This is a genomic window from Streptomyces sp. NPDC019224 (assembly GCF_040632605.1).
GTDB lineage: Bacteria > Actinomycetota > Actinomycetes > Streptomycetales > Streptomycetaceae > Streptomyces.
Genome location: NZ_JBEYCF010000003.1, coordinates 13,504 through 35,650, shown reverse-complemented (window position 1 = coordinate 35,650; position 22,147 = coordinate 13,504). Strand labels below are relative to the sequence as shown.

The 22,147-nt window shown below is 72.0% G+C and carries 19 protein-coding genes; 10 read left to right on the top strand and 9 right to left on the bottom strand.

All coding sequences use genetic code 11. From position 1 onward, the window contains the following. Positions 1 to 16: 16 nt before the first annotated feature. A complete protein-coding gene (locus ABZ564_RS02815; protein ID WP_018103583.1) occupies positions 17 to 373 on the bottom strand; it encodes an iron-sulfur cluster assembly accessory protein in 357 nt (118 codons plus the stop codon). A gap of 243 nt (positions 374 to 616) precedes the next feature. Here ABZ564_RS02815 and nadA point away from each other — a divergent pair, with 243 nt between their 5' ends. After that, positions 617 to 1,804, top strand: a complete 1,188-nt coding sequence (nadA, locus tag ABZ564_RS02810; RefSeq protein ID WP_360848392.1) for a quinolinate synthase NadA — start codon at positions 617 to 619, stop codon at positions 1,802 to 1,804. Between the two features lie 76 nt (positions 1,805 to 1,880). Here nadA and ABZ564_RS02805 read toward each other — a convergent pair whose 3' ends face one another. The 5 genes from ABZ564_RS02805 to ABZ564_RS02785 all read right to left on the bottom strand — a co-directional run bounded on the left by ABZ564_RS02805 (position 1,881) and on the right by ABZ564_RS02785 (position 8,361). After that, positions 1,881 to 5,036, bottom strand: a complete 3,156-nt coding sequence (locus tag ABZ564_RS02805; RefSeq protein ID WP_360848389.1) for an efflux RND transporter permease subunit — start codon at positions 5,034 to 5,036, stop codon at positions 1,881 to 1,883. A gap of 163 nt (positions 5,037 to 5,199) precedes the next feature. Further along, positions 5,200 to 5,895 (bottom strand): response regulator transcription factor, encoded by a 696-nt coding sequence (locus ABZ564_RS02800; RefSeq protein WP_360848386.1) that lies wholly within the window; start codon positions 5,893 to 5,895, stop codon positions 5,200 to 5,202. Then, on the bottom strand, positions 5,892 to 7,163 hold the full coding sequence (locus ABZ564_RS02795) for a sensor histidine kinase (RefSeq protein ID WP_360848383.1): 1,272 nt from the start codon (positions 7,161 to 7,163) through the stop codon (positions 5,892 to 5,894). Before ABZ564_RS02795 ends, ABZ564_RS02800 begins: the two co-directional genes overlap by 4 nt. Positions 7,164 to 7,296: 133 nt before the next feature. Beyond that, complete coding sequence (locus ABZ564_RS02790) at positions 7,297 to 7,575, bottom strand: hypothetical protein (RefSeq protein ID WP_360848380.1); 279 nt, start codon at positions 7,573 to 7,575, stop codon at positions 7,297 to 7,299. A 9-nt stretch (positions 7,576 to 7,584) separates the two neighbouring features. Next, on the bottom strand, positions 7,585 to 8,361 hold the full coding sequence (locus tag ABZ564_RS02785; RefSeq protein WP_360848377.1) for a PspA/IM30 family protein: 777 nt from the start codon (positions 8,359 to 8,361) through the stop codon (positions 7,585 to 7,587). Positions 8,362 to 8,635: 274 nt separating this feature from the next. Between ABZ564_RS02785 and ABZ564_RS02780 the strand changes: the two genes are divergently transcribed. The 3 genes from ABZ564_RS02780 (at position 8,636) to ABZ564_RS02770 (ending at position 11,228) form a co-directional block, all read left to right on the top strand. Continuing rightward, the gene (locus ABZ564_RS02780; protein ID WP_360848374.1) at positions 8,636 to 9,235 is read left to right on the top strand and encodes a DUF3043 domain-containing protein; all 600 of its coding nucleotides are present in this window, start codon (positions 8,636 to 8,638) and stop codon (positions 9,233 to 9,235) included. Positions 9,236 to 9,354: 119 nt separating this feature from the next. After that, entirely contained in the window at positions 9,355 to 10,077 is a 723-nt protein-coding gene (locus ABZ564_RS02775) for a methyltransferase domain-containing protein (RefSeq protein ID WP_360848371.1), read from the top strand. 59 nt (positions 10,078 to 10,136) lie between these two features. Then, on the top strand, positions 10,137 to 11,228 hold the full coding sequence (locus ABZ564_RS02770) for a trypsin-like peptidase domain-containing protein (RefSeq protein WP_360848368.1): 1,092 nt from the start codon (positions 10,137 to 10,139) through the stop codon (positions 11,226 to 11,228). 158 nt (positions 11,229 to 11,386) lie between these two features. On the opposite strand, the gene ABZ564_RS02765 is transcribed toward ABZ564_RS02770, so the two are convergent. Continuing rightward, the gene (locus ABZ564_RS02765) at positions 11,387 to 11,599 is read right to left on the bottom strand and encodes a hypothetical protein (protein ID WP_360848365.1); all 213 of its coding nucleotides are present in this window, start codon (positions 11,597 to 11,599) and stop codon (positions 11,387 to 11,389) included. Positions 11,600 to 11,714: 115 nt separating this feature from the next. On the opposite strand from ABZ564_RS02765, the gene ABZ564_RS02760 reads away from it, so the two are divergent. Further along, positions 11,715 to 12,917: a bifunctional adenosylcobinamide kinase/adenosylcobinamide-phosphate guanylyltransferase gene (locus ABZ564_RS02760; protein ID WP_360848362.1), complete on the top strand. Its 1,203-nt coding sequence runs from the start codon at positions 11,715 to 11,717 to the stop codon at positions 12,915 to 12,917. A gap of 142 nt (positions 12,918 to 13,059) precedes the next feature. Next, positions 13,060 to 14,148 carry a nicotinate-nucleotide--dimethylbenzimidazole phosphoribosyltransferase gene (locus ABZ564_RS02755; protein ID WP_360848359.1) on the top strand — a complete coding sequence of 363 codons (1,089 nt, stop codon included), beginning with the start codon at positions 13,060 to 13,062 and terminating at the stop codon, positions 14,146 to 14,148. 39 nt (positions 14,149 to 14,187) lie between these two features. Here ABZ564_RS02755 and ABZ564_RS02750 read toward each other — a convergent pair whose 3' ends face one another. Next, a complete protein-coding gene (locus tag ABZ564_RS02750; RefSeq protein WP_360848356.1) occupies positions 14,188 to 14,949 on the bottom strand; it encodes a hypothetical protein in 762 nt (253 codons plus the stop codon). An 88-nt stretch (positions 14,950 to 15,037) separates the two neighbouring features. Here ABZ564_RS02750 and ABZ564_RS02745 point away from each other — a divergent pair, with 88 nt between their 5' ends. Beyond that, on the top strand, positions 15,038 to 15,817 hold the full coding sequence (locus ABZ564_RS02745) for an adenosylcobinamide-GDP ribazoletransferase (RefSeq protein WP_360848353.1): 780 nt from the start codon (positions 15,038 to 15,040) through the stop codon (positions 15,815 to 15,817). Positions 15,818 to 15,888: 71 nt separating this feature from the next. Here ABZ564_RS02745 and ABZ564_RS02740 read toward each other — a convergent pair whose 3' ends face one another. Further along, complete coding sequence (locus ABZ564_RS02740; protein ID WP_360848350.1) at positions 15,889 to 16,752, bottom strand: endo alpha-1,4 polygalactosaminidase; 864 nt, start codon at positions 16,750 to 16,752, stop codon at positions 15,889 to 15,891. A gap of 257 nt (positions 16,753 to 17,009) precedes the next feature. Between ABZ564_RS02740 and ABZ564_RS02735 the strand changes: the two genes are divergently transcribed. The 3 genes from ABZ564_RS02735 to sucB all read left to right on the top strand — a co-directional run bounded on the left by ABZ564_RS02735 (position 17,010) and on the right by sucB (position 22,101). Beyond that, entirely contained in the window at positions 17,010 to 18,563 is a 1,554-nt protein-coding gene (locus tag ABZ564_RS02735) for a leucyl aminopeptidase (protein ID WP_360848347.1), read from the top strand. A gap of 319 nt (positions 18,564 to 18,882) precedes the next feature. Further along, positions 18,883 to 20,271 (top strand): dihydrolipoyl dehydrogenase, encoded by a 1,389-nt coding sequence (gene lpdA / locus ABZ564_RS02730; RefSeq protein WP_360848344.1) that lies wholly within the window; start codon positions 18,883 to 18,885, stop codon positions 20,269 to 20,271. Positions 20,272 to 20,331: 60 nt separating this feature from the next. Then, the gene (sucB, locus tag ABZ564_RS02725; RefSeq protein ID WP_360848341.1) at positions 20,332 to 22,101 is read left to right on the top strand and encodes a 2-oxoglutarate dehydrogenase, E2 component, dihydrolipoamide succinyltransferase; all 1,770 of its coding nucleotides are present in this window, start codon (positions 20,332 to 20,334) and stop codon (positions 22,099 to 22,101) included. Positions 22,102 to 22,147 lie beyond the last annotated feature (46 nt).

Here is a 22,147-nt window from a genome sequence, read left to right as displayed (position 1 = left end):
GGCTGTGGCCGGTGGCTCAGCTGAAGGAGTCGCCGCAGGCGCAGGAACCCGTGGCGTTCGGGTTGTCGATGGTGAAGCCCTGCTTCTCGATGGTGTCGACGAAGTCGACCGAGGCACCACCCAGGTACGGGGCGCTCATGCGGTCGGTGACGACCTTGACGCCGTCGAAGTCCTTGACGACGTCACCGTCGAGGGAGCGCTCGTCGAAGAAGAGCTGGTAGCGCAGGCCCGAGCAGCCGCCGGGCTGGACGGCGACGCGAAGCGCCAGGTCGTCACGGCCCTCCTGCTCCAGCAGGGCCTTGACCTTGGCTGCGGCGGCGTCGGACAGGAGGATGCCGTCGCTCACGGTGGTGGTCTCGTCCGATACGGACATCTGCTTCTCTCCCGGGTTGTACGGAGACTGCTTGCCGACGTTGCAACCGTCGGGGCCGCGGATTCATTCCGGGCCGAGCGCTTGCCTGTTCCCTTCATGCTCGCACACCCGTCCTGCGGGCGGATGCGTCACATTGACACTTTCGGCATCGTCAAAGTGACGTGAAGCGGCTATGATAGATAGCGTCAATTAGACGAAAAGGCTTTCTCCACAGAGAAGTCCGCAGAAGAAAGGGTGCGTGACGTGACCACGGCCCACCCCGTCCAGGATCTCGATGTCCAGCCGACGCCCCTGGCCCTGCTCCTGCTCGGCCGCGACGCCGACCCCAGGAGCGAGCGCGGTGTCGAGTGTCCCGGCGACCTGCCCTCCCCGTCCGACCCGGACCTGGTGGAGCGCGCCCGCGCGGCGAAGGAGAAGCTGGGCGAGAAGGTCTTCGTTCTGGGGCACCACTACCAGCGCGACGAGGTCATCCAGTTCGCGGACGTGACCGGCGACTCCTTCAAGCTCGCCCGGGACGCCGCGGCCCGCCCGGAGGCGGAGTACATCGTCTTCTGCGGTGTGCACTTCATGGCCGAGTCGGCGGACATCCTGACCACCGACGACCAGAAGGTCGTGCTGCCGGACCTGGCGGCGGGCTGCTCGATGGCCGACATGGCCACCGCCGAGCAGGTCGCGGAGTGCTGGGACGTACTGACCGAGGCGGGTGTCGCCGACCAGGTCGTGCCCGTCTCGTACATGAACTCCTCCGCCGACATCAAGGCCTTCACCGGCCGGCACGGCGGCACGATCTGCACCTCGTCCAATGCCAAGCGCGCGTTGGAGTGGGCCTTCGAGCAGGGCGAGAAGGTCCTCTTCCTGCCCGACCAGCACCTGGGCCGCAACACCGCCGTGCGGGACATGGGCATGTCCCTGGAGGACTGCGTCCTCTACAACCCGCACAAGCCGAACGGCGGCCTGACCGCCGAGGAGCTGCGGAACGCGAAGATGATCCTGTGGCGCGGGCACTGCTCGGTGCACGGCCGCTTCTCGGTGGAGTCCGTGAACGACGTGCGCGCCCGGATTCCCGGCGTCAACGTGCTGGTGCACCCCGAGTGCAAGCACGAGGTCGTGGCCGCGGCGGACTACGTCGGCTCGACGGAGTACATCATCAAGGCCCTGGAGGCGGCTCCGGCCGGCTCGAAGTGGGCGATCGGCACCGAGCTGAACCTCGTACGCCGCCTGGCGAACCGTTTCGCCCCCGAGGGCAAGGAGATCGTCTTCCTCGACAAGACGGTGTGCTTCTGCTCGACGATGAACCGCATCGACCTGCCGCACCTGGTGTGGGCCCTGGAATCCCTGGCCGAGGGCAAGCAGGTGAACCGGATCGTGGTGGACCCGGAGACGGAGAAGTACGCGAAGCTGGCGCTGGAACGGATGCTCGCGCTCCCGTAGGGGTACGGCGGGCCTGGTTCCCGGCACGCCGAAGGGGCTCCGACACCGTGGTGTCGGAGCCCCTTCGCTTCGGGTGTCAGGCCTTCGCCGGTTCCGGTTCGTCGGAGGAGGGGTCCTTCGAATCGGCCGGGGCCGGGATGCCGGCCTTGTCGGCCCGCTTCGCGGCCTTCTTGTTCCTGCGGCGTTCCTTGCGGAGCTCCACCATCGCGTACAGCGTCGGCACCAGGAGCAGTGTCAGCAGCGTCGAGGTGATCAGACCGCCGATGACGACGACGGCCAGTGGCTGCGAGATGAAGCCGCCCTCGCCGGTGACGCCGAGCGCCATCGGGAGCAGCGCGAAGATCGTCGCCAGGGCCGTCATGAGGATCGGGCGCAGACGGTGGCGGCCACCCTCGACGACCGCTTCGACGACGCCCATGCCCTGCGCCCGGTACTGGTTGATGAGGTCGATCAGCACGATCGCGTTGGTGACCACGATGCCGATCAGCATCAGCATGCCGATCATCGCCGCGACGCCCATCGGGGTGCCGGTGACGACGAGCAGACCGATCGCGCCGGTGGCGGCGAACGGGATGGAGACCAGCAGGATCAACGGCTGGATCAGCGACCGGAAGGTGGCGACCAGCAGCATGAAGACGATCGCGATGGCCGCCAGCATGGCCAGGCTGAGCTTGATCAGGGCGTCCTGCTGGTCCTCGGAGACGCCGCCGATGGTGGCGGTGGCGCCGGCCGGGAGCTTGAGGGCGTCGATCTTCTTCTTGAGCTCCTTGCTGACGTCACCGGTGTTGTCGCCCGTGGGCCTGGCGGTGATCGTCGCGGCGCGCTGGCCGTCGATCCGCGTCGTGGAGACCGGTCCGGGGACCAGCTTCACGTCGGCGATGGTGCCCAGCTTCACGCGGCCCAGCGAGAGGTTCTTCAGCTCCTCCATGGTGGTGGCCGGGTGGGCGGACCTGACGACGACGTCACGCTCGGTGTCGTCCATGATCGCCTTGCCGGCGGGGGTGCCCTTCACCGCCGCGGCGACGGCCGCGCCCAGTGCGGCCTGGGTGTAACCGGCGTCGGCGGCCTTGGCGTTGGCCGTGACGGAGATGCGCTTGACGCTCTCGGCCAGGTCGCTCTCGACGTCCGTGGCCTCCTTGAGCTTCGACATCTCGGCCCGTACGGCCTCCGACGCCTTCTTCAACGTGTCCGCGTCGGAGGCCTTGACCACGACGCTCAGGTTCTGGCTGCCGAAGCCGTCGCCCGCCGAGATGGTGGTGTCACCGATGCCGTCGAGCTCGGCGAGGGCGCTCTCGATGCGGTCCTGGGCGTCCTCGAAGTCGGAGGCGTCCTTCAGCGTGATCTGGTAGCTGGCCTGGTTGGCTCCCGTACCACCGCCGAAGGCGGCCATGAAGCCGGAGGAGCCGACGGTGACTTGGTAGTCCTTGACGCCCTTGTCGTCGGTGAGGACCTTTTCGACCTTCCTGGCCGCCTGGTCCGCAGCCTCCAGGCTGGTGCCCGGGGCCAGCTCCTGCTTGATGGACAGGACTTCCTGCTCCCCCTGGTCGAAGAAGGTGAACTTCAGCAGCGGAGCCATGCCGAAGGTGCCGACCAGCACGACGACGGCGATGAGGAGGCTGACGACGCGGCGCCGGGTGGCGAACCGCAGCACTGGCACGTACATCTTCTGCAGGCGGCTGCGGGCCTCCTTCTCCTCGGCCTCGCGGCGCGCCTTGTCCGGGTCCTCGGCGGTGCCCTTGGGAGCGCGCAGGAACCAGTACGACAGGACGGGAACCACGGTCAGCGAGACCAGCAGCGAGGCCAGCAGGGCCGCGGTGACGGTCAGCGAGAACGGGCCGAAGAGCTGTCCGACCATGCCGCCGACGAGGCCGATCGGCAGGAAGACGGCGACGGTGGTGAGGGTCGAGGAGGTGACCGCGCCGGCCACCTCCTTGACCGCGGCGATGATCGCCGACTGGCGCTCCTCGCCGTAGCCGAGGTGCCGCTTGATGTTCTCCAGGACGACGATCGAGTCGTCGACGACCCGGCCGATCGCGATGGTGAGCGCGCCCAGGGTCAGCATGTTGAGCGACAGGTCGCGGGTCCAGAGCACGATCAGCGCGAGGACCACGGAGAGCGGGATGGAGACCGCGGTGACCAGGGTCGAGCGCAGCGAGGCCAGGAAGACCAGGATCACGATGACCGCGAAGAGCAGGCCGAGCGCGCCTTCGGTCGTCAGGCCGGAGATCGCCTTGGAGACGGCCGGGCCCTGGTCGGAGACCACCGTCAGCTCGGCGCCGGAACCGAGGTCCTGACGGAGGTCCGGGAGCTTGTCCTCGACGGCCTCCGAGATGGCGACGGCACTGCCGTCCTTGTCCATCGTCGCCATGACGGCGAGGCTCGGCCGGCCGTTGGTGCGGGTGAGGGAGTTCGCGGTGGCGGCCTCCTGCTCCACCCTCGCGATGTCACCGAGGCGGACCGGCTTGGCGGGCTTGCCCGAGGCCGGGTTCTGTCCGGTGACCCGCAGGTCCTCGATCTGCTTCAGCGAGGTGAAGGCCCCGCCCACCTGGATGGTGCGGCTCTTGCCGGACTCAGAGAAGGCGCCCGCGGGTACGGTCGCGCCGCCCGCCTGGAGCACCTGGGAGAGCGAGGCCGCGTTCAGTCCGGCGGCGGCCAGCTTCCTGTCGTCCGGGGTGACGGAGATCTGGAGGTCCCGCACGCCGTCGACGGATACCTGGCCGACGCCGTCGATGTCCTCCAGGGCGGGGACGACGGTGCGGTCCAGCTGGTCGGCGAGCGCCTGCTGGTCCTTGTCCGAGGTGACGGCGAGGACGACGGTCGGGATGTCGTCCGTCGAGCCGGCGATGACCTGCGGGTCGACGTCCTCGGGCAGCTGGATACGGGCCCGGTTCACGGCCTGCTGGATGTCGGCGACGAGCTGCTTGGTGCCCTCGTCACCGAAGTCGAAGGACGCCATGATGACGGCGTTGCCCTCGCTGGCGGTCGACGTGATGCCGGTGACCCCGTCGACGGCCTTGATGGAGTTCTCGAGCGGTTCGACGACCTGCTTCTCGACCACGTCGGGGGACGCACCCTGGTAGGGCGCGAGCACCGACACCATCGGGAGTTCGATGGTGGGCAGCAACTGCTGCTTGAGCTGCGGGATCGCGATCGCTCCGAAGACGAGCGCGACGATCGAGATCAGCCCGATCAGGGCCCTTTGCGCGAGGCTGAATCTGGACAGCCAGGACATGGGTGGGTCTCTCTTCTGTGGCTTACGCGGCAGGTGGGCGGGTTCGCGGGGGACAGACCCGCCCACCTATACGATCGCCGATCCCCGGGACGAAAGTCCTCGGCCCCTGGGTCGCTTTCCCGCGCCGCGCATACCGCAGCTGGAGTACGCCCCGGCTGCACCCTCACTCCACCCGTGGACGCACCAGGCCCGATTCGTACGCTATTACCACGAGTTGTGCGCGGTCCCGGGCGCCCAGCTTCGCCATCGCCCTGTTCACATGGGTCTTGACGGTGAGTGGGCTGACGACCAGGCGCTCGGCGATCTCGTCGTTGGACAGTCCGCCCGCGACCAGGACCAGCACCTCGCGCTCCCGTGTGGTGAGGGCCGACAGCCGCTCCGCGTACTCGGCCGCGCCCGGCCCCTCACCGGCCCCGCCGCCGCCCTGCGCGAGGAACGTGGCGATCAGGCCCTTGGTCGCGGCGGGCGAGAGCAGCGCCTCGCCCCCCGCGGCGATCCGGATCGCGCTGAGGAGTTCGTCCGGTTCGGCGCCCTTGCCGAGGAAGCCCGACGCCCCGGCCCGCAGCGACTGCACCACGTACTCGTCCACCTCGAAGGTGGTGAGCATGACCACGCGGACCTCCGCGAGATCCGGGTCGGCGCTGATCATCCGGGTGGCGGCAAGACCGTCCGTGCCGGGCATCCTGATGTCCATCAGCACCACGTCGGGCCGCTCGGCGCGGGCCACCTCCACGGCCTGTGCCCCGTCCGCCGCCTCGCCCACCACCCGCATGTCCGGCTCCGAGTCGACCAGCACCCGGAACGCGCTGCGCAGCAGCGCCTGGTCGTCGACGAGCAGGACCTTGATGGCCGGTGTCATGTGTTCCCCCCCGTCCGGCCCGCCGTGCCCGGCCGGCCGGGCTCCTGCGCACGGGCCTCGAGAGGCAGGATCGCATGGACGCGGAACCCGCCCCCGTAGCGGGGACCGGCGGTGAGGGTGCCGCCCAGCGCGGTGACGCGTTCGCGCATCCCGAGCAGACCGTGACCGCCGCCGGGCGCCGCGGCCTCCGTGCCGCCGGCGTTCCCCCGGCCGTTGTCCAGGACCATGACCTCGGCGGTGGCTCCGACCCGTACGACGCTCACCTCGGCCCTGGCGCCCGGGCCGGCGTGCTTGCGGACGTTGGTCAGGGCCTCCTGGATCACCCGGTACGCGGCCAGGTCGACGGCCGAGGGCAGCGGCGGGCCGTCCCCCGCCGCGCAGGCCACCTCGACGGACAGACCCGCCTGGCGCACGCTCTCCACGAGTTCACCGAGGACCGCGAGGCCGGGGGCCGGTTCGGTGGGCGCTTTCGGGTCGCCGGACTGGCGCAGCAGGCCGACGGTGGCCCGTAGCTCGTCGAGCGCCGAGCGGCTCGCCTCCCGGACGTGCGCCAGGGCCTGTTTGGCCTGGTCGGGGCGCTTGTCCATGACGTGGGCGGCGACCCCGGCCTGGACGTTGACCAGGGCGATGTGGTGGGCGACGACGTCGTGCAGGTCGCGGGCGATGCGCAGCCGTTCCTCCGCCACCCGGCGGCGGGCCTCCTCCTCGCGGGTCCGTTCGGCCCGTTCGGCGCGCTCCCTGATCGCGTCGACGAACGCACGCCGGGAGCGGACCGCGTCGCCCGCCGCGCCGGCCATCCCGGTCCAGGCGAAGATGCCCAGGTTCTCCTGGCTGTACCAGGGCGGCGAGCCGAAGAACATGGCGGCGGCGGTGAGCGCGGCCATCGTGAGCAGCCCGACCCGCCAGGTGGTGGGCCGGTCGGTGCGGGCGGCGACGGTGTACAGCGCGATGACCGCGCTCATCACCACGGGGGCCGGGGGGTCGGCCGTGACCAGTTCGAGGAAGGCCAGCGCACCGGTGACCGCGAGCACCGCCATCGGATCGCGGCGCCGTCCGACCAGGGCGAGGGCGCTCAGCACCATCAGCAGCAGGCTGCTCGCGGCGGGCGTGCGGGCGCCGAAGGCGGGCCCCTCGGGCCCGCCCGGGTCGACGAACGACCCGATGATCATGGCCACGAGCACGGCCAGGGCGAGCGCGCCGTCCAGCGCGAGGGGATGGCCGCGCAGCCAGTGGCGGATGCGCAGGACCCCGGTTCCGAGGGTGGTCACGTCCAGCTACGTTACGGCGTGGCACGCGCGGACAGGTCCGGCCGGGAGCAGCGGGCCCGGACGTCCCTGTGCCCCGCGTCCGCCGGGGGGCGGGCGCGGGGCACAGGGTGCGGGTGCCGGAGAGCCGCCGGCGTCAGCCGGGGATCAGGCCGTCGTCGCTGAGCATGGCGCGCACCTCTTCGAGGGTCGCGTCCGGCGACGGCAGGATCAGTTCGGACGGCTCCAGGGAGTCGTCCGGCAAGGGTGTGCCGAGTTCGCGCACGCGGGCCAGGAGCGCGTGGAGCGTGGTGCGGAAACCCTGTCCGTCACCGCTCTCCATCTCGGCCAGCAGGGCGTCGTCGAGCTTGTTGAGCTCGGCGAGATGACTGTCGGCCAGGACTGCCTGGCCCTCCCCCATGATCCGTACGATCATGACGCTGCCTTAGTTCTTGTCGAATTTGTGCGACTGGTCGCTCTGCTGCTGGGCGTCCTGCCGGCCGCCCTCGATCGCCTGCTGCGAGGAGGAGCCGCCGGCCAGTTCGGCCTTCATGCGCTGGAGCTCCAGCTCCACGTCCGTACCGCCGGAGATCCGGTCCAGCTCGGCGGCGATGTCGTCCTTCGCCGTGCCGGTCGGGTCGTCGAGGGCGCCGGAGGCGAGCAGTTCGTCGATCGCGCCCGCGCGGGCCTGGAGCTGCTGCGTCTTGTCCTCGGCGCGCTGGATCGCCAGGCCGACGTCGCCCATCTCCTCGGAGATGCCCGAGAAGGCCTCCCCGATCCGGGTCTGCGCCTGGGCCGCCGTGTAGGTGGCCTTGATGGTCTCCTTCTTCGTGCGGAAGGCGTCCACCTTGGCCTGGAGCCGCTGGGCCGCGAGGGTGAGCTTCTCCTCCTCGCCCTGCAGCGTGGTGTGCTGCGTCTCCAGGTCGGTGACCTGCTGCTGGAGGGCGGCGCGGCGCGACAGCGCCTCGCGCGCCAGGTCCTCGCGGCCGAGCGCGAGCGCCTTGCGGCCCTGGTCCTCCAGCTTGGCGGACTGGCCCTGCAACTGGTTCAGCTGCAGTTCGAGCCGCTTGCGCGAGGTCGCCACATCGGCGACACCGCGACGTACCTTCTGAAGCAGCTCCAGCTGCTTCTGGTACGAGTAATCGAGGGTCTCGCGCGGATCCTCGGCCCGGTCAAGGGCCTTGTTTGCCTTCGCGCGGAAGATCATCCCCATACGCTTCATGACACCGCTCATGGGCTTCGCGCGCCCCCTTCTGACTCAACTGGGCTCCAGCACTCCAACAGAACCCACAGTACGGGCCCTGTCTCCATTACCGCACTGTTCGAACATGGATGGGGTCCTCCCCAAGGACGACTGTGCGCCGGGCCCACTCCGGCCCAGGGAGTAGGTGGCGCCCGTATCGTCCGCTCATGCACCTCCTGGGACGCGGGCCGTTGCCGGATCGTTCCCGGCCGGCCTGCGGGTATCCGCGATCGACCCCGTACCCTTGGGCCTTGTGTTCCGTAGCCGTTCCAAGGAAGAGAAGGCCCCCACCGACAAGGTGACGGCGGACCTCTCCAAGACGCCCCGCGACCCGCAGGCTCCCAAGGGTCGCCCCACCCCCAAGCGCAGCGAGGCCCAGACGCAGCGCCGTCGTGCCTCCAGCGGCGCGCCGCTCGACCGCAAGGAGGCCATGAAGCGCCAGCGCGAAGCGCGGCGCGTGGACATGGCCAAGCAGCGGGAGGCGCTCGCCAACGGTGACGAGCGCTATCTGCCGGCGCGCGACAAGGGGCCGGTGCGCCGCTTCGTCCGCGACTTCGTGGACTCGCGCTTCTGCATCGCGGAGTACTTCCTGCCGCTCGCCGTGGTCATCCTGATCCTCAGCGTGATCCAGGTGCAGGGCATCCAGAACATCTCGCTGCTGCTGTGGCTGGTCGTGATCGTGCTCATCGTGATCGACTCGGTCGGGCTCGCGTTCCGCCTGCGCAAGCAGCTGAACACCCGGTTCCCGGACACCCCGAAGCGCGGCGCGGTCGCCTACGGCCTGATGCGCACGCTCCAGATGCGCCGGCTTCGTCTGCCGAAGCCGCAGGTCAAGCGCGGGGAGCGGCCCTGAGTACGGAGCCGTCCGGCCCGGCCGACGGTGGGTCCGCCCACGGGCCGGCCAGTGCGGTCTCCGGTTTCGCGGGGGCCTCGGCGGTTTGGGCCAAGGGGCTCGCGGGACTGCGCAACACCGTGCGCCAGGAGCTGGTCGCCCGGCAGCTGGACGAGCAGATAGCGGCCCGCTTCCCGGTCGGGCAGCGGCTGCGCATCCTGGACGTCGGCATGGGCCAGGGCACCCAGGCGCTGCGTCTGGCCCGGGCCGGCCACACCGTGACGGGCCTGGAGTCCGACCCGGAGATGCTGCGCCTCGCCCGTGAGGCGCTGGGCGGCGAGCCGGCCGGCATCCGTGAGCGGGTGCGGCTCATCGAGGGCAACGGCCAGGACACCGGCGTCCACTTCCTGCCCGGGAGCTTCGACGTGGTGCTCTGCCACGGCGTGCTGATGTACGTCCAGGAGCCGGACGCCATGGTGGCGGGCCTGGCCAGGATGCTGGCGCCGGGCGGGCTGCTGTCCCTGCTCGTACGGAACGCGGACGCGCTGGCGATGCGGCCGGGCATGGCCGGGGACTGGGACGGGGCCCTCGCGGCGTTCGACACCGACCGGTACACCAACCGGCTCGGCCTGTCCGTGCGCGCGGACCGGCTCGACGCCCTCACAGCGACGCTCGCCTCGATCGCGGCGCCGCTGCACGCCTGGTACGGGGTGCGGATCTTCACGGACAACGTGAGCAACGACGTGGAGCTGCCGTCGGCCGCGGAGCTGGAGCAGGTGCTCGCGGCGGAGGACCGGGCCGGGCGGACGGACCCGTACCGCGGGGTGGCGGCGCTGCTGCATCTGTGTGGGGTGCGGGGGTAGGCACCCCCGGTGGATGCGCTCGACGGGCCACCCGGGTGGGCAAAAGCAATAATCCGGACATGGATGCCATTCACTCCCGCCGCCGTGTGCGCCGGCTGCTGCTGCCCCTGTCCGCGGGTGTCTGCGCGATCGCGCTGGTGAGCGGTTGCTCCGACTCGAACACCCCTTCATCGGAGCCGGACGCGACGGCGTCCGGCTCCGCCCAGCCGGGCCCGGCCTCGAAGGCGACCGGTGATCTGCAGAGCCAGTACCAGTCCGCCATCAACAACGTGCTGCCGTCGGTCGTGCAGATCGACGCCTCCGAGAGCCTGGGCTCCGGGGTCGTCTACGACACCGAGGGCCACATCGTCACCAACGCCCACGTCGTCGGCGACGAGAAGACGTTCAAGGTCACGGTGGCCACCGGTGAGCGGGTGCTGAACGCCTCGCTCGTCGCCGCCTACCCCGACCAGGACCTGGCCGTCATCAAGCTCGACGACGTGCCCGACGGGCTGCGGCCCGCGAAGTTCGGCGACTCGAACAAGGTCGCGGTGGGGCAGATCGTCCTCGCGATGGGCTCGCCGCTGGGCCTGTCCAGCAGCGTCACCCAGGGCATCGTCTCGGCGCTCGGCCGGACCGTGAGCGAGGGCCGCTCGGGCGGGGGCACCGGCGCGACCATCGCGAACATGGTGCAGACCTCGGCGGCGATCAACCCGGGCAACAGCGGCGGCGCCCTGGTGAACCTGGACAGCCAGGTCATCGGCATCCCGACGCTCGCCGCGTCCGACCCGGAGATGGGTGACAGCGCGGCCCCCGGGATCGGCTTCGCCATCCCGGCCTCGATGGTGCAGACGGTCGCGGACCAGATCATCGAGAACGGCAAGGTGACCGACTCGGGCCGGGCGGCGCTCGACATCACCGGCCGCACGGTCGTCAACGACGAGTACCGGCCGGCGGGCGTCGCGATCGTCAGCGTGCAGAACGGCGGCGCGGCCGACGAGGCGGGGCTGCGGGTCGGCGACATCATCACGAAGGTCGGCGACTCGAAGGTCACCACGATCACGTCCCTCGCCGAGGCCCTGGCCGGCGACGAACCGGGCCAGAAGGTGACCGTGACGTACACGCGGGGGAACGCGGAGAGGACGGCCGAGGCCACCCTCGGCGAGATCTGAGCGCTCGGCGGGATCCGACTGCTCGGCGGGATCCGAGCGACGCGCGACGCGCGACGCGCGACGCGGCGACGGCCGCCGGGCGGCCCGTGAGGGCTCCCCGGCGGCCGTCGTGTTCCGAAAGCCGTCGTCAGCCGGCCGTCGTGTTCCGAAAGCCGTCGTCAGCCGGCCGCGTCGGCCTGGAGGCTCATCGGGCCGTAGATCTTCGTCGCGTCCTCGAAGAGCGTGACCTGGTCCGCCCCGCCGTCCAGGAGCTCCTTCCAGTACTCACCGATCCAGGACTCCGCGTCGCCCTGTGTCGTGAACTCCTCCGGCTGCCGGGCCGGCTCCGTCTCCGTACCGTCGGACTTCTCGAACCGCCACGTCCACGCCATGTCCGCCTCCTGGTTGTGTCGTTCCGCTCGGCAGCCTAGTGCCGCGGCAGCCAAGGTTCGCCCCTGTCGCGCACCCATGTCGCGTACCCGGGCGGGGACACGGGAGGATCGGAACGTGGAACTGACTCTGCTCGGCACCGGAGCCCCCGACGGGCTGCCGCGGCCCGACTGCCCCTGCGCCGCGTGCGCCCTCGCCCGCGGCGCCGGCAGCCGGGCCGCGACCGCTCTCCTGATCGACGCCGCGCTGCTGCTCGACCTCACGCCCGGGGCGGTGTTCGCCGCCGCCCGCGCGGGCCGCTCGCTCACCGGCGTACGCCAGGTACTGCTGACCCACCCGCACGACGGGCCCGCCGTCGAACTGCCCGCCGGGCTGCCCCCGGCGGGCCGGGTGCCGGACGGGCGGGTGCTGACGCTGATCAGCGGACACCGGGTGCGGGCCGTGCCGATGGACGCCCCCGGTACGGGGTACGAGGTGACCTCGCCGGAGGGCACCCGTCTGCTCTACCTGCCGCCGGGCGGCGCACCGGCCGGCCTGACGGACCCGGTGGCGCAGCCGTACGACCTGGTCGCCGGGGACGTCGTCGGGCGGCCCGACGCGGTGGCGCGGCTGCGGGCCGTCGAGGCGATCGGACCCGCCACCGAGCTGATCGCCGTCCACCTGGACCACGACGCGCCGCCCGGCCCCGAGCTGGACCGCCGGCTCGCCGCCGCCGGGGCCCGGGCCGTACCGGACGGCACGACGCTGGCGGTCGGCGGCCACCGCGCCCCGGCCGCGATCCCCCGGCGCACCCTGGTCACCGGTGGCGCGCGCTCCGGCAAGTCCGTCGAGGCGGAACGCCGTCTGGAGACGTACCCGGAGGTCGTGTACGTGGCGACCGGCGGCGCCCGGGAGGGCGACGCGGAGTGGGCGGCCCGGGTCGGGCTGCACCGGGAGCGCAGGCCGGCCGCCTGGCGCACCGAGGAGACGTGCGAGCTGGCGGAGCTGCTGTCGTCGGACGGGCCGCCGCTGCTCATCGACTGCCTGTCCCTGTGGCTGACGGACCTGATGGACCGGGTGGGCGCCTGGGACGACGCCGCGTGGGCCGAGGGCGCCGAGCGCGCGCTGCGCGCGAGGACCGCGGAGCTGGTCGCGGCGGTGCGCGGGACGCGGCGCACGGTCGTCCTGGTGACCAACGAGACCGGCTCCGGCGTGGTCCCCGCGACCGCGGCCGGCCGGCGTTTCCGCGACGAGCTGGGCCGGCTGAACGCGGCGGTGGCCGGGGAGTGCGAGCAGGTACTGCTGGTGGTGGCGGGGCAGGTGCTGCCTCTGCGCGGCTGAACCACGCAGGTCCGGGGGCGCGGTGGCGGCCCGGGTCACCCGCTCGCGCGGCCCCCGAAAACCTGGCGGGTACTGTTCCGCAGTGAGCCCGTCGGCGGGCTCCCCGGCCCACTCCACGTATCGACCCGCGAGGCAGACCCCCGTGAATCTGGACGACTTCTCCGACCTGATCGAACGCCCCGACGGGGGTGTCCGGCGCGACGCCGAGGAACGCCGGGAGCGGTTCAGCGTGCCCCCGGGCGCCCTCGGGCGTCTGGACGAGCTGGGCGAGTGGCTGTCCACCGCGCAGCAGGCCTCGCCGGTGCGGACCGTCGAGCAGCCGCGCGTCGTGCTGTTCGCGGGTGACCACGGGGTGGCCGGACTCGACGTGTCCGGCCGGGCGGCCGGCACCGCGCACGAGCTGGTGCGGGCCACGCTGGACGGGTCGACCCCGCTGGCGATCCTGGCCCGCCGGTTCTCCGTGCCGGTGCGGATCGTGGACGCCGGTCTCGACTGCGACCCGGAGCTGCTGCCGGAAGCGGTCGTGCGGACCAGGGTGCGGCGCGGCAGCGGCCGGATCGACATCGAGGACGCGCTGACGGCCGAGGAGGCCGGGGCCGCGGTGCGGCTCGGCATCGCGGTGGCCGACGAGGAGGCCGACTCGGGCACCGACTTGGTGGTGCTCGGCGACCTGAGCGTGGGCGGTACGACGGCCGCGGCCACGCTGATCGCGGCGCTGTGCGGCACGGACGCCTCGGTGGTGACCGGGCGCGGCGGTGCGGGGATCGACGACCTGGCGTGGATGCGCAAGTGCGCGGCGGTGCGGGACGCGCTGCGCCGGGCCCGGCCGGTGCTGGGCGACCAGCTGGAGCTGCTCGCGACGGTGGGCGGCGCGGACCTGGCCGCGATGACCGGCTTTCTGCTGCAGTGCGCGGTGCGCCGGCTCCCCGTGGTCCTGGACGGCGTGGTCGGCGCGGCGGCGGCGCTGGTCGGCCAGCGTGCCGCGTTCCGGGCACCGGACTGGTGGCTGGCGGGTCAGCTGAGCGGTGAGCCGGCGCAGGCCAAGGCGTTCGACCGGATGGCGCTCAACCCGGTGCTCGACCACGGCATCACCGTCGGCGAGGGGTGCGGGGCGCTGCTCGCCCTCCCCTTCGTCCAGGCCGCGGCCGCGCTCGCGGCGGAGCTGCCCGAGCGCGAACCGGAGGCGGAGGAGGACGGCGTGGACGACGAGAAGGCCGACGCGACGGACTGACGGCGACGGGTCCCGTCCCGTACGGGAGGCGACGGAGGGTCAGGGCTTGGACGGCGGGGCCGGAACCCGGTCCGGTGCCCCGCCGATGAGGTCCTGGAACCTGCGGCGCGGCCCGGCCCAGCGGACGTCGTGGTGGTAGGCCCGCAGCACCGCACGGGAGCGGGCGCGGTGCCGGTTGCGGTAGAACCGCCTGGCCCACATCGAGGTCGGCCGGGCCAGCCGCACCGCCGCGATCAGGGCCACGAACGGGACCAGTGTGCCGACCACCGCCATCCGCGCCTTGCCCTTGAACAGGGCGATCAGCACGAAGCAGAAGTTGACGACGACGGTGAGCACGGCCCCGAGCCGCCCCTGCTCCTGATCGTCGTTCAGGTCGTCGACGCCCAGCGGGGAGAACCCGCCGAGCACCAGCAGCACCAGGGCCGCCGTGAGCACGACGACCTCCACGCTCCGGCGCCCCTCCTCGGTCCAGTACACGTCGTCCAGGTGCAGGATCAGGGCGAATTCGTCCAGTACCAGGCCCGCCCCCATGCCGAAGACGACCGCGCAGACGGCGGCCGTGCCGCCGTGCCGCCCGCTGGCCACCGCGCCGAACCCGCCGACGATGCTCAGCACCACGCCGGGGACGACGTGGTGGACGTGGACGCCGCCCGGCGTGATGTTGCGGAACGGCCCCTTCCCGGCCCGGATCATCCGGGTGATGATCCGGGTCACCGCGAAGGTCAGCACGAAGGCGGTCAGGGCCAGGAGCAGGGGGAGCTTCCCCGGCTCGACGAAGTTGTGATCGAACCAGTGACCCATGCCACTCACTCCCGGTCATCCGCTTCTGCCCCGTTGTGCGGTATTTCGGACAATCTAGCGGGCGTGCGTACCGATTAGCCTGCGCGCCGTGATCTCTCTGAACAGCCATGGCCTGCGTTTCGCCTTCGGCACCCTGACCGTGCTCCCTGTCCGCGTGACCCGCTGGGACCGGGGGGCCGCGCGGGCCGGGATGCTGTGCGCGCCGTCGGCCGGGCTCGTCGTCGGCGTGTTCGCGGCGGCCCCGGGCTGCCTGCTGCTGTGGGGCGGTGCGGGGCCGCTGCTCGCCGCGGTCGCCTCGGCCGCGGTGCCCGCCGCCCTCACCCGGGGACTGCACCTGGACGGTCTCGCGGACACCGCCGACGGCCTGGGCAGCGGCAGACCGGCCGATGACGCGCTGCGCGTCATGAAGCGGTCGGACATCGGCCCCTTCGGCGTGATCACCCTGCTGTTCGTCCTGCTGGCCCAGGTGGCGGTCCTTCAGCAGCTGTACGCGCGGGGCTGGGCGCACGGCGCGGTGGCGGCCGTCGCCTCCGCCGTCGTCGCCCGGCTCGCGCTGACCCTGGCCTCCCGGCGCGGTGTCCCCGCGGCCCGGCCGGAGGGTCTCGGCGCGGCCGTCGCCGGCACGGTCCCGGTGGCCGGCGCCGGGGCGGCCGCGCTTCTGGTGGTGGCCGCCTGCGCGGGCGCGGGCGCGCTGTTCGGCGGGTACGGGGCGCTGCGCTACGCCCTCGCGGCCGTGGCCGCGCCGGTGGTGGCCGAACTGCTGCTACGGCACTGCGTGCGGCGGTTCGGCGGGGTGACCGGGGACGTGTTCGGGGCGCTGGCGGAGACGGCGGCGACGGTGACGCTGGTGTGCCTGGCGCTGGGCTGAGGCGTTCCCCGTCCGGCGGACCGTGAGCCGCGTTCCCCGGCGGACGGTCGGCCCCGGTGCCCTGCGGACCGTCAGCCCCGGTCCGCTGCGCAGGACTCGCGCCACGCCCCCAACCCGTACTCCTTGCGCAGCGAGCTGAGCCCCAGCTTCCGGGACCGGGCGCAGAACCGTGCGGCGGGCAGCTCGTACTCCACGTGGAAGACCGCCTTGCCCGCCTTCACGAACGGGATCAGCTCCTCGCACTCCTCGTACTGGGCGCACTGCTCGTTGACCGCGAAGTCGAAGTCCCCGACCAGTTCGGGGATCTGCGGCAGGTCGTTCTTCAGGCCGGCGGCCATGCCGTGGCGGTGGACCGTGCGGGCGATGAGGCGGTTGTAGCGCAGCTGGTCGGCGGCGGTCAGCGGGAAGCCGCTCCTGTTGCGGTAGCCGTCCATGTTGTCCGGCTCGACCGCGTCGAAGCCCTTCTTCGCGCACATCGCGATGCGGGACTCCATCAGCGGCTCCAGGACGTCGGTGCGCCGGATGTCGAGCCAGCGCTCGCCCTTCCAGCCGTTGCCCTTCCCGAGGACGGCGGTGGGGAAACGGGCCGCGTCCGGGCGGAAGTCCTCCCAGGCGCCGGTGGACAGGTAGCAGATGACCTTGCGCCCCTTGCGGTGCAGCGCGGCGACCTCGGCCGCCGTCCGGTCGAAGCCGTCGATGTCGTACACCGGGGCGTCGGCCGACGTGTCGGGCCTCCCCGACAGCTGCCACTGCCAGTCCGTGCCGGGCTCCGGCCGCCAGCGCGTGTGCGAGGGCCGCGCGGAGGCGCCCGCCTTCCCCGCCGGGGCCTTCTCATGCCCCGGGGAGCAGCCCGTGAGCGTCGTGAGCACCATCAGTGCGGTGACGGCGAGAGCGCCGCGCGCCCCGCTCACCCGTGCGGCCGTCCGGTCGCGCATCGTTCCCCCATGTCCACCGGTCCCCGTCAACACCGTTGTGTCCCGGGCCCGTTCCGCCGGGACGGTCTTCCCGGGGCCACCACCGTACGGCGGCCGCCCCCCGCCTACGGCCCGCCGCCGTGATCGGTCGCCAAAGGCGCGCGTAGGCTCATTCCCGGCGTATCGCGGCGGCGTCTACGATGCGCCGGGCACGGTCGGCCACCCCCTCGACCAGCACAGACCGGAAAAGAACTCAACGGAAGCGAGATTTCACCACCGTGACTGCTCTCACTCTCAGCACTGCCGGTGCGGCGACGCTGCGCGCCGACGCCCTCGTCGTGGGCGTCGCCAAGGGCGCTGGATCCAAGCCTGGGGACCTCGTCCTCGCACCGGGCGCCGAGGCCGTGGACAAGGCGTTCGGCGGGAAGCTCGCCGCCGTCCTGGCGACCCTGGGCGCCTCTGGTGCCGAGGGCGAGCTGACGAAGGTCCCCGCCCCCGAGGGCCTGAAGGCCCCGGTCGTCATCGCGGTCGGCCTCGGCGCGGCCCCCGAGAAGAACGGCGCGTACGACGCCGAGGCGCTGCGCCGGGCCGCCGGTGCGGCCGCCCGCTCGCTGGCCGGCTCGAAGAAGGCCGGCTTCGCACTGCCCATCGGCTCCGTCGAGGACGCCGAGGCCGTCGCGGAGGGCGCCCTGCTCGGCGCGTACGCCTTCACCGCCTACCAGGCCGGCGAGAACAAGCTGGCCCCCAAGGACGCGAAGGCCGCCGGTGCGAAGCAGGCGCTGGCCGAGGTCGCCGTGCTCGGCGCCAAGCCGCGCGACAAGGCGTACAAGGCCGCCGCCGAGCGCGCGATCGCCCTCGCCGAGGAGATCAACCGCGCCCGCGACCTGGTCAACACCCCGCCCAACGACCTGTACCCCGAGTCCTTCGCCGCCGTGGCCACGGCCGCCGGCAAGGAGCACGGCATCAAGGTGCAGGTGCTCGACGAGAAGGCGCTCGTCAAGGGCGGCTACGGCGGCATCCTCGGCGTCGGCCAGGGCGCGGCCCGCGGCCCGCGCCTGGTGAAGCTCGCCTACACGCACCCGAAGGCGGAGAAGACCCTGGCCCTCGTCGGCAAGGGCATCACCTACGACTCGGGCGGCATCTCGCTGAAGCCGGCCGGTCACAACGAGACGATGAAGTGCGACATGGCCGGCGCCGCCGCCGTGTTCGCGACCGTCGTCTCGGCCGCCCGTCTGGGCCTGCGCGTCAACGTCACCGCCTGGCTGGCGCTCGCCGAGAACATGCCGTCGGGCAGCGCCACCCGCCCGGGTGACGTCCTGCGCATGTACAGCGGCAAGACCGTCGAGGTCCTCAACACCGACGCCGAGGGCCGGCTCGTCATGGCCGACGCGCTGACCCGCGCCTCGGAGGAGAACCCGGACGCGATCGTCGACGTGGCGACCCTGACCGGCGCGATGGTGCTGGCCCTGGGCAACCGCACCTTCGGCATCATGTCCAACGACGAGGCCTTCCGTACCTCGATCCACGAGATCGCGGAGGAGGTCGGCGAGGCGTCCTGGCCGATGCCGCTCCCGGCGGACCTGCGCAAGGGCATGGACTCCTCGACCGCCGACATCGCCAACATGGGCGAGCGGATGGGCGGCGGCCTGGTGGCCGGTCTGTTCCTGAAGGAGTTCGTGGGCGAGGGCATCGCCTGGGCCCACCTGGACATCGCGGGCCCGGCCTTCCACGAGGGCGCGCCGTACGGCTACACGCCGAAGGGCGGAACCGGCTCCGCGGTCCGCACGCTGGTGAAGCTGGCGGAGCGCACCGCCGCCGGCGACCTCGGCTGACCGGCCTCGATACGGCCCCGGGCATACGTCCGGGGCCGTATGTGTTTGACCCACGGCACCGCGGCCGGGGCGGGCGGTTTCGCTCTCGACGAAATCACCTGTCCACTACGCAGCGGTAATCCCCCGGGACGGACGATCATCCGTCCCGGACACGGGCCCCGCGTCCCGCCCACCGTCAACAAGTGCGAAGATGGGTTCTCGGCAGGACAGGGCCCCCACCACAGGGCCGAAGACTAAAGCGGCCGCACACCAGCCGACCGGCCGGTCACACCCCGAGGACGGGGCCCGGCGTACGGCGCACATGCATGGAGGACGTGACGTGGCGAACGACGCCAGCACCGTTTTCGACCTAGTGATCCTCGGCGGTGGCAGCGGCGGGTACGCCGCGGCCCTGCGCGGAGCGCAGCTGGGCCTGGACGTCGCTCTGATCGAGAAGGGCAAGGTCGGCGGCACCTGCCTGCACAACGGTTGCATTCCCACGAAGGCCCTGCTGCACGCCGGCGAGATCGCGGACCAGGCCCGCGAAGCCGAGCAGTTCGGTGTCAAGGCCACCTTCGAGGGCATCGACATGGCGGCCGTCCACAAGTACAAGGACGACGTGATCTCGGGCCTGTACAAGGGTCTGCAGGGTCTCGTCGCCTCCCGCAAGGTGCACTACATCGAGGGTGAGGGCAGGCTCTCCTCCCCCACCTCGGTGGACGTGAACGGCCAGCGCGTCCAGGGCCGGCACGTGCTCCTGGCGACCGGCTCGGTGCCGAAGTCGCTCCCGGGCCTGGAGATCGACGGCAACCGGATCATCTCCTCGGACCACGCGCTGAAGCTGGACCGCGTCCCGAAGTCCGCGATCGTGCTGGGCGGCGGTGTCATCGGCGTCGAGTTCGCCTCGGCGTGGACCTCCTTCGGCACCGACGTGACGATCATCGAGGGTCTGAAGCACCTCGTCCCGGTCGAGGACGAGAACAGCTCGAAGCTTCTTGAGCGCGCGTTCCGCAAGCGCGGCATCAAGTTCAACCTCGGCACGTTCTTCCAGAGCGCCGAGTACACGCAGGACGGCGTCCGCGTGACCCTCGCCGACGGCAAGACCTTCGAGGCGGAGGTGCTGCTGGTCGCGATCGGCCGCGGCCCGGTCTCGCAGGGCCTGGGCTACGAGGAGGCCGGGGTCGCCATGGACCGCGGCTACGTCCTGGTCGACGAGTACATGCGGACCAACGTGGAGACGATCTCGGCCGTGGGCGACCTGGTCCCGACGCTCCAGCTGGCGCACGTCGGCTTCGCCGAGGGCATCCTCGTCGCGGAGCGGCTGGCCGGTCTCAAGACCGTCCCGATCGACTACGACGGTGTCCCCCGGGTGACGTACTGCCACCCCGAGGTCGCCTCCGTCGGCATCACCGAGGCCAAGGCCAAGGAGCTCTACGGCGCGGACAAGGTCGTCGCACTGAAGTACAACCTGGCGGGCAACGGCAAGAGCAAGATCCTCAAGACCGCGGGCGAGATCAAGCTCGTCCAGGTCAAGGACGGTGCCGTGGTCGGCGTCCACATGGTCGGTGACCGTATGGGCGAGCAGGTCGGCGAAGCCCAGCTGATCTACAACTGGGAGGCGCTGCCGGCCGAGGTCGCCCAGCTCATCCACGCCCACCCGACCCAGAGCGAGGCGCTCGGCGAGGCCCACCTGGCCCTGGCCGGCAAGCCCCTGCACTCCCACGACTGACCAGTCGACCGGGCGCGACGACCGACCACTTCCGCATTTTCGTTAGGAGCAACTGAAACCATGTCGGTTTCCGTAACCCTTCCGGCGCTCGGCGAGAGCGTCACCGAGGGCACTGTCACCCGTTGGCTGAAGGCCGAGGGCGAGCGCGTCGAGGCCGACGAGCCGCTGCTCGAGGTCTCGACCGACAAGGTCGACACCGAGATCCCCGCCCCCGCCTCCGGCATCCTGTCGTCCATCAAGGTCGCCGAGGACGAGACCGTCGAGGTCGGCGCCGAGCTGGCCGTCATCGACGACGGCTCGGGCGCCCCGGCCGCCGAGTCCGCCCCGGCCGCCGAGCCGGCCGCGGTTCCCGCCCCGGCCGCAGCCGAGGCGCCGGCCGCCCCGTCGACCGAGACGCAGGCCCCGGCCCAGGCGCCGAGCGCCGAGGCCACCACCGGCGCGTCCTCCGCGTCCGGCACCGACGTCACCCTTCCGGCGCTCGGCGAGAGCGTCACCGAGGGCACCGTCACCCGCTGGCTGAAGGAGGTCGGCGAGGAGGTCGCGGAGGACGAGCCGCTGCTCGAGGTCTCCACGGACAAGGTCGACACCGAGATCCCCGCCCCGGTCGCCGGTGTGCTGCTGGAGATCGTGGTCGGTGAGGACGAGACCGCCGAGGTCGGCGCCAAGCTCGCCGTCATCGGTGCCCCCGGCGCCGCCCCGGCCGCGGCTCCGGCCCCGGCTGCCCCGGCCCCCGCCGCGGCTCCGGCCCCGGCTGCTCCGGCTCCGGCCCCTGCCACGCCCGCCGCTGCTCCGGCCCCGGCTCCGGCTGCTCCGGCTCCCGCCGCTGCCCCGGCGCCCGCGCCGGCCGCCCCGGCCCAGGCTCCGGCCTCCGCCCCGGCCCCGGTCGCGACCTCCGGTGACGACGGCGCGTACGTCACGCCGCTGGTCCGCAAGCTCGCCACCGAGAACGGCGTCGACCTGGGCTCGGTCAAGGGCACCGGCGTCGGTGGCCGCATCCGCAAGCAGGACGTCGTCGCCGCCGCGGAGGCCGCCAAGGCCGCCGCCGCTGCCCCGGCGCCCGCCGCCGCTCCGGCCGCCGCCTCCAAGGCGCCGAAGCTGGAGGCGTCCCCGCTGCGCGGTCAGACGGTCAAGATGACCCGCATGCGCAAGGTCATCGGCGACAACATGATGAAGGCGCTGCACTCGCAGGCCCAGCTGACGTCGGTCGTCGAGGTCGACGTCACCAAGCTGATGAAGCTCCGCGCCCGTGCGAAGGACGGCTTCGCGGCCCGTGAGGGCGTCAAGCTCTCCCCGATGCCGTTCTACGTCAAGGCCGCCGCCCAGGCGCTGAAGGCCCACCCGGTCATCAACGCCCGGATCAACGAGGACGAAGGCACCATCACGTACTTCGACTCGGAGAACATCGGCATCGCCGTGGACGCCGAGAAGGGCCTGATGACCCCGGTCATCAAGGGCGCGGGCGACCTCAACATCGCCGGCATCTCGAAGAAGACCGCCGAGCTGGCCGGCAAGGCCCGCGGTGGCGGCCTGACCCCGGACGACATGTCCGGTGCCACCTTCACCATCAGCAACACCGGCTCGCGCGGTGCGCTGTTCGACACCGTCATCGTGCCGCCGAACCAGGCAGCCATCCTGGGCATCGGCGCCACCGTGAAGCGTCCCGCGGTCATCGAGACCGAGGAGGGCACCGTCATCGGTATCCGCGACATGACGTACCTGTCGCTCTCCTACGACCACCGTCTGGTGGACGGCGCGGACGCCGCCCGCTACCTGACCGCGGTCAAGGCGATCCTGGAGGCCGGCGAGTTCGAGGTCGAGCTCGGCCTGTAACCAGCCTCACGAGCGGCGCCCCCGTCCGGGACACTCCCGGGCGGGG

Excerpts from the sequence above, each read along its gene's own strand:
- ABZ564_RS02815 (WP_018103583.1), bottom strand. The coding sequence starts at position 373 with ATGTCCGTATCGGACGAGACCACCACCGTGAGCGACGGCATCCTCCTG.
- ABZ564_RS02805 (WP_360848389.1), bottom strand. The coding sequence starts at position 5,036 with ATGTCCTGGCTGTCCAGATTCAGCCTCGCGCAAAGGGCCCTGATCGGG.
- ABZ564_RS02800 (WP_360848386.1), bottom strand. The coding sequence starts at position 5,895 with ATGACACCGGCCATCAAGGTCCTGCTCGTCGACGACCAGGCGCTGCTG.
- ABZ564_RS02790 (WP_360848380.1), bottom strand. The coding sequence starts at position 7,575 with ATGATCGTACGGATCATGGGGGAGGGCCAGGCAGTCCTGGCCGACAGT.
- ABZ564_RS02785 (WP_360848377.1), bottom strand. The coding sequence starts at position 8,361 with ATGAAGCGTATGGGGATGATCTTCCGCGCGAAGGCAAACAAGGCCCTT.
- ABZ564_RS02770 (WP_360848368.1), top strand. The coding sequence starts at position 10,137 with ATGGATGCCATTCACTCCCGCCGCCGTGTGCGCCGGCTGCTGCTGCCC.
- ABZ564_RS02765 (WP_360848365.1), bottom strand. The coding sequence starts at position 11,599 with ATGGCGTGGACGTGGCGGTTCGAGAAGTCCGACGGTACGGAGACGGAG.
- ABZ564_RS02750 (WP_360848356.1), bottom strand. The coding sequence starts at position 14,949 with ATGGGTCACTGGTTCGATCACAACTTCGTCGAGCCGGGGAAGCTCCCC.
- ABZ564_RS02740 (WP_360848350.1), bottom strand. The coding sequence starts at position 16,752 with ATGCGCGACCGGACGGCCGCACGGGTGAGCGGGGCGCGCGGCGCTCTC.
- sucB (WP_360848341.1), top strand. The coding sequence starts at position 20,332 with ATGTCGGTTTCCGTAACCCTTCCGGCGCTCGGCGAGAGCGTCACCGAG.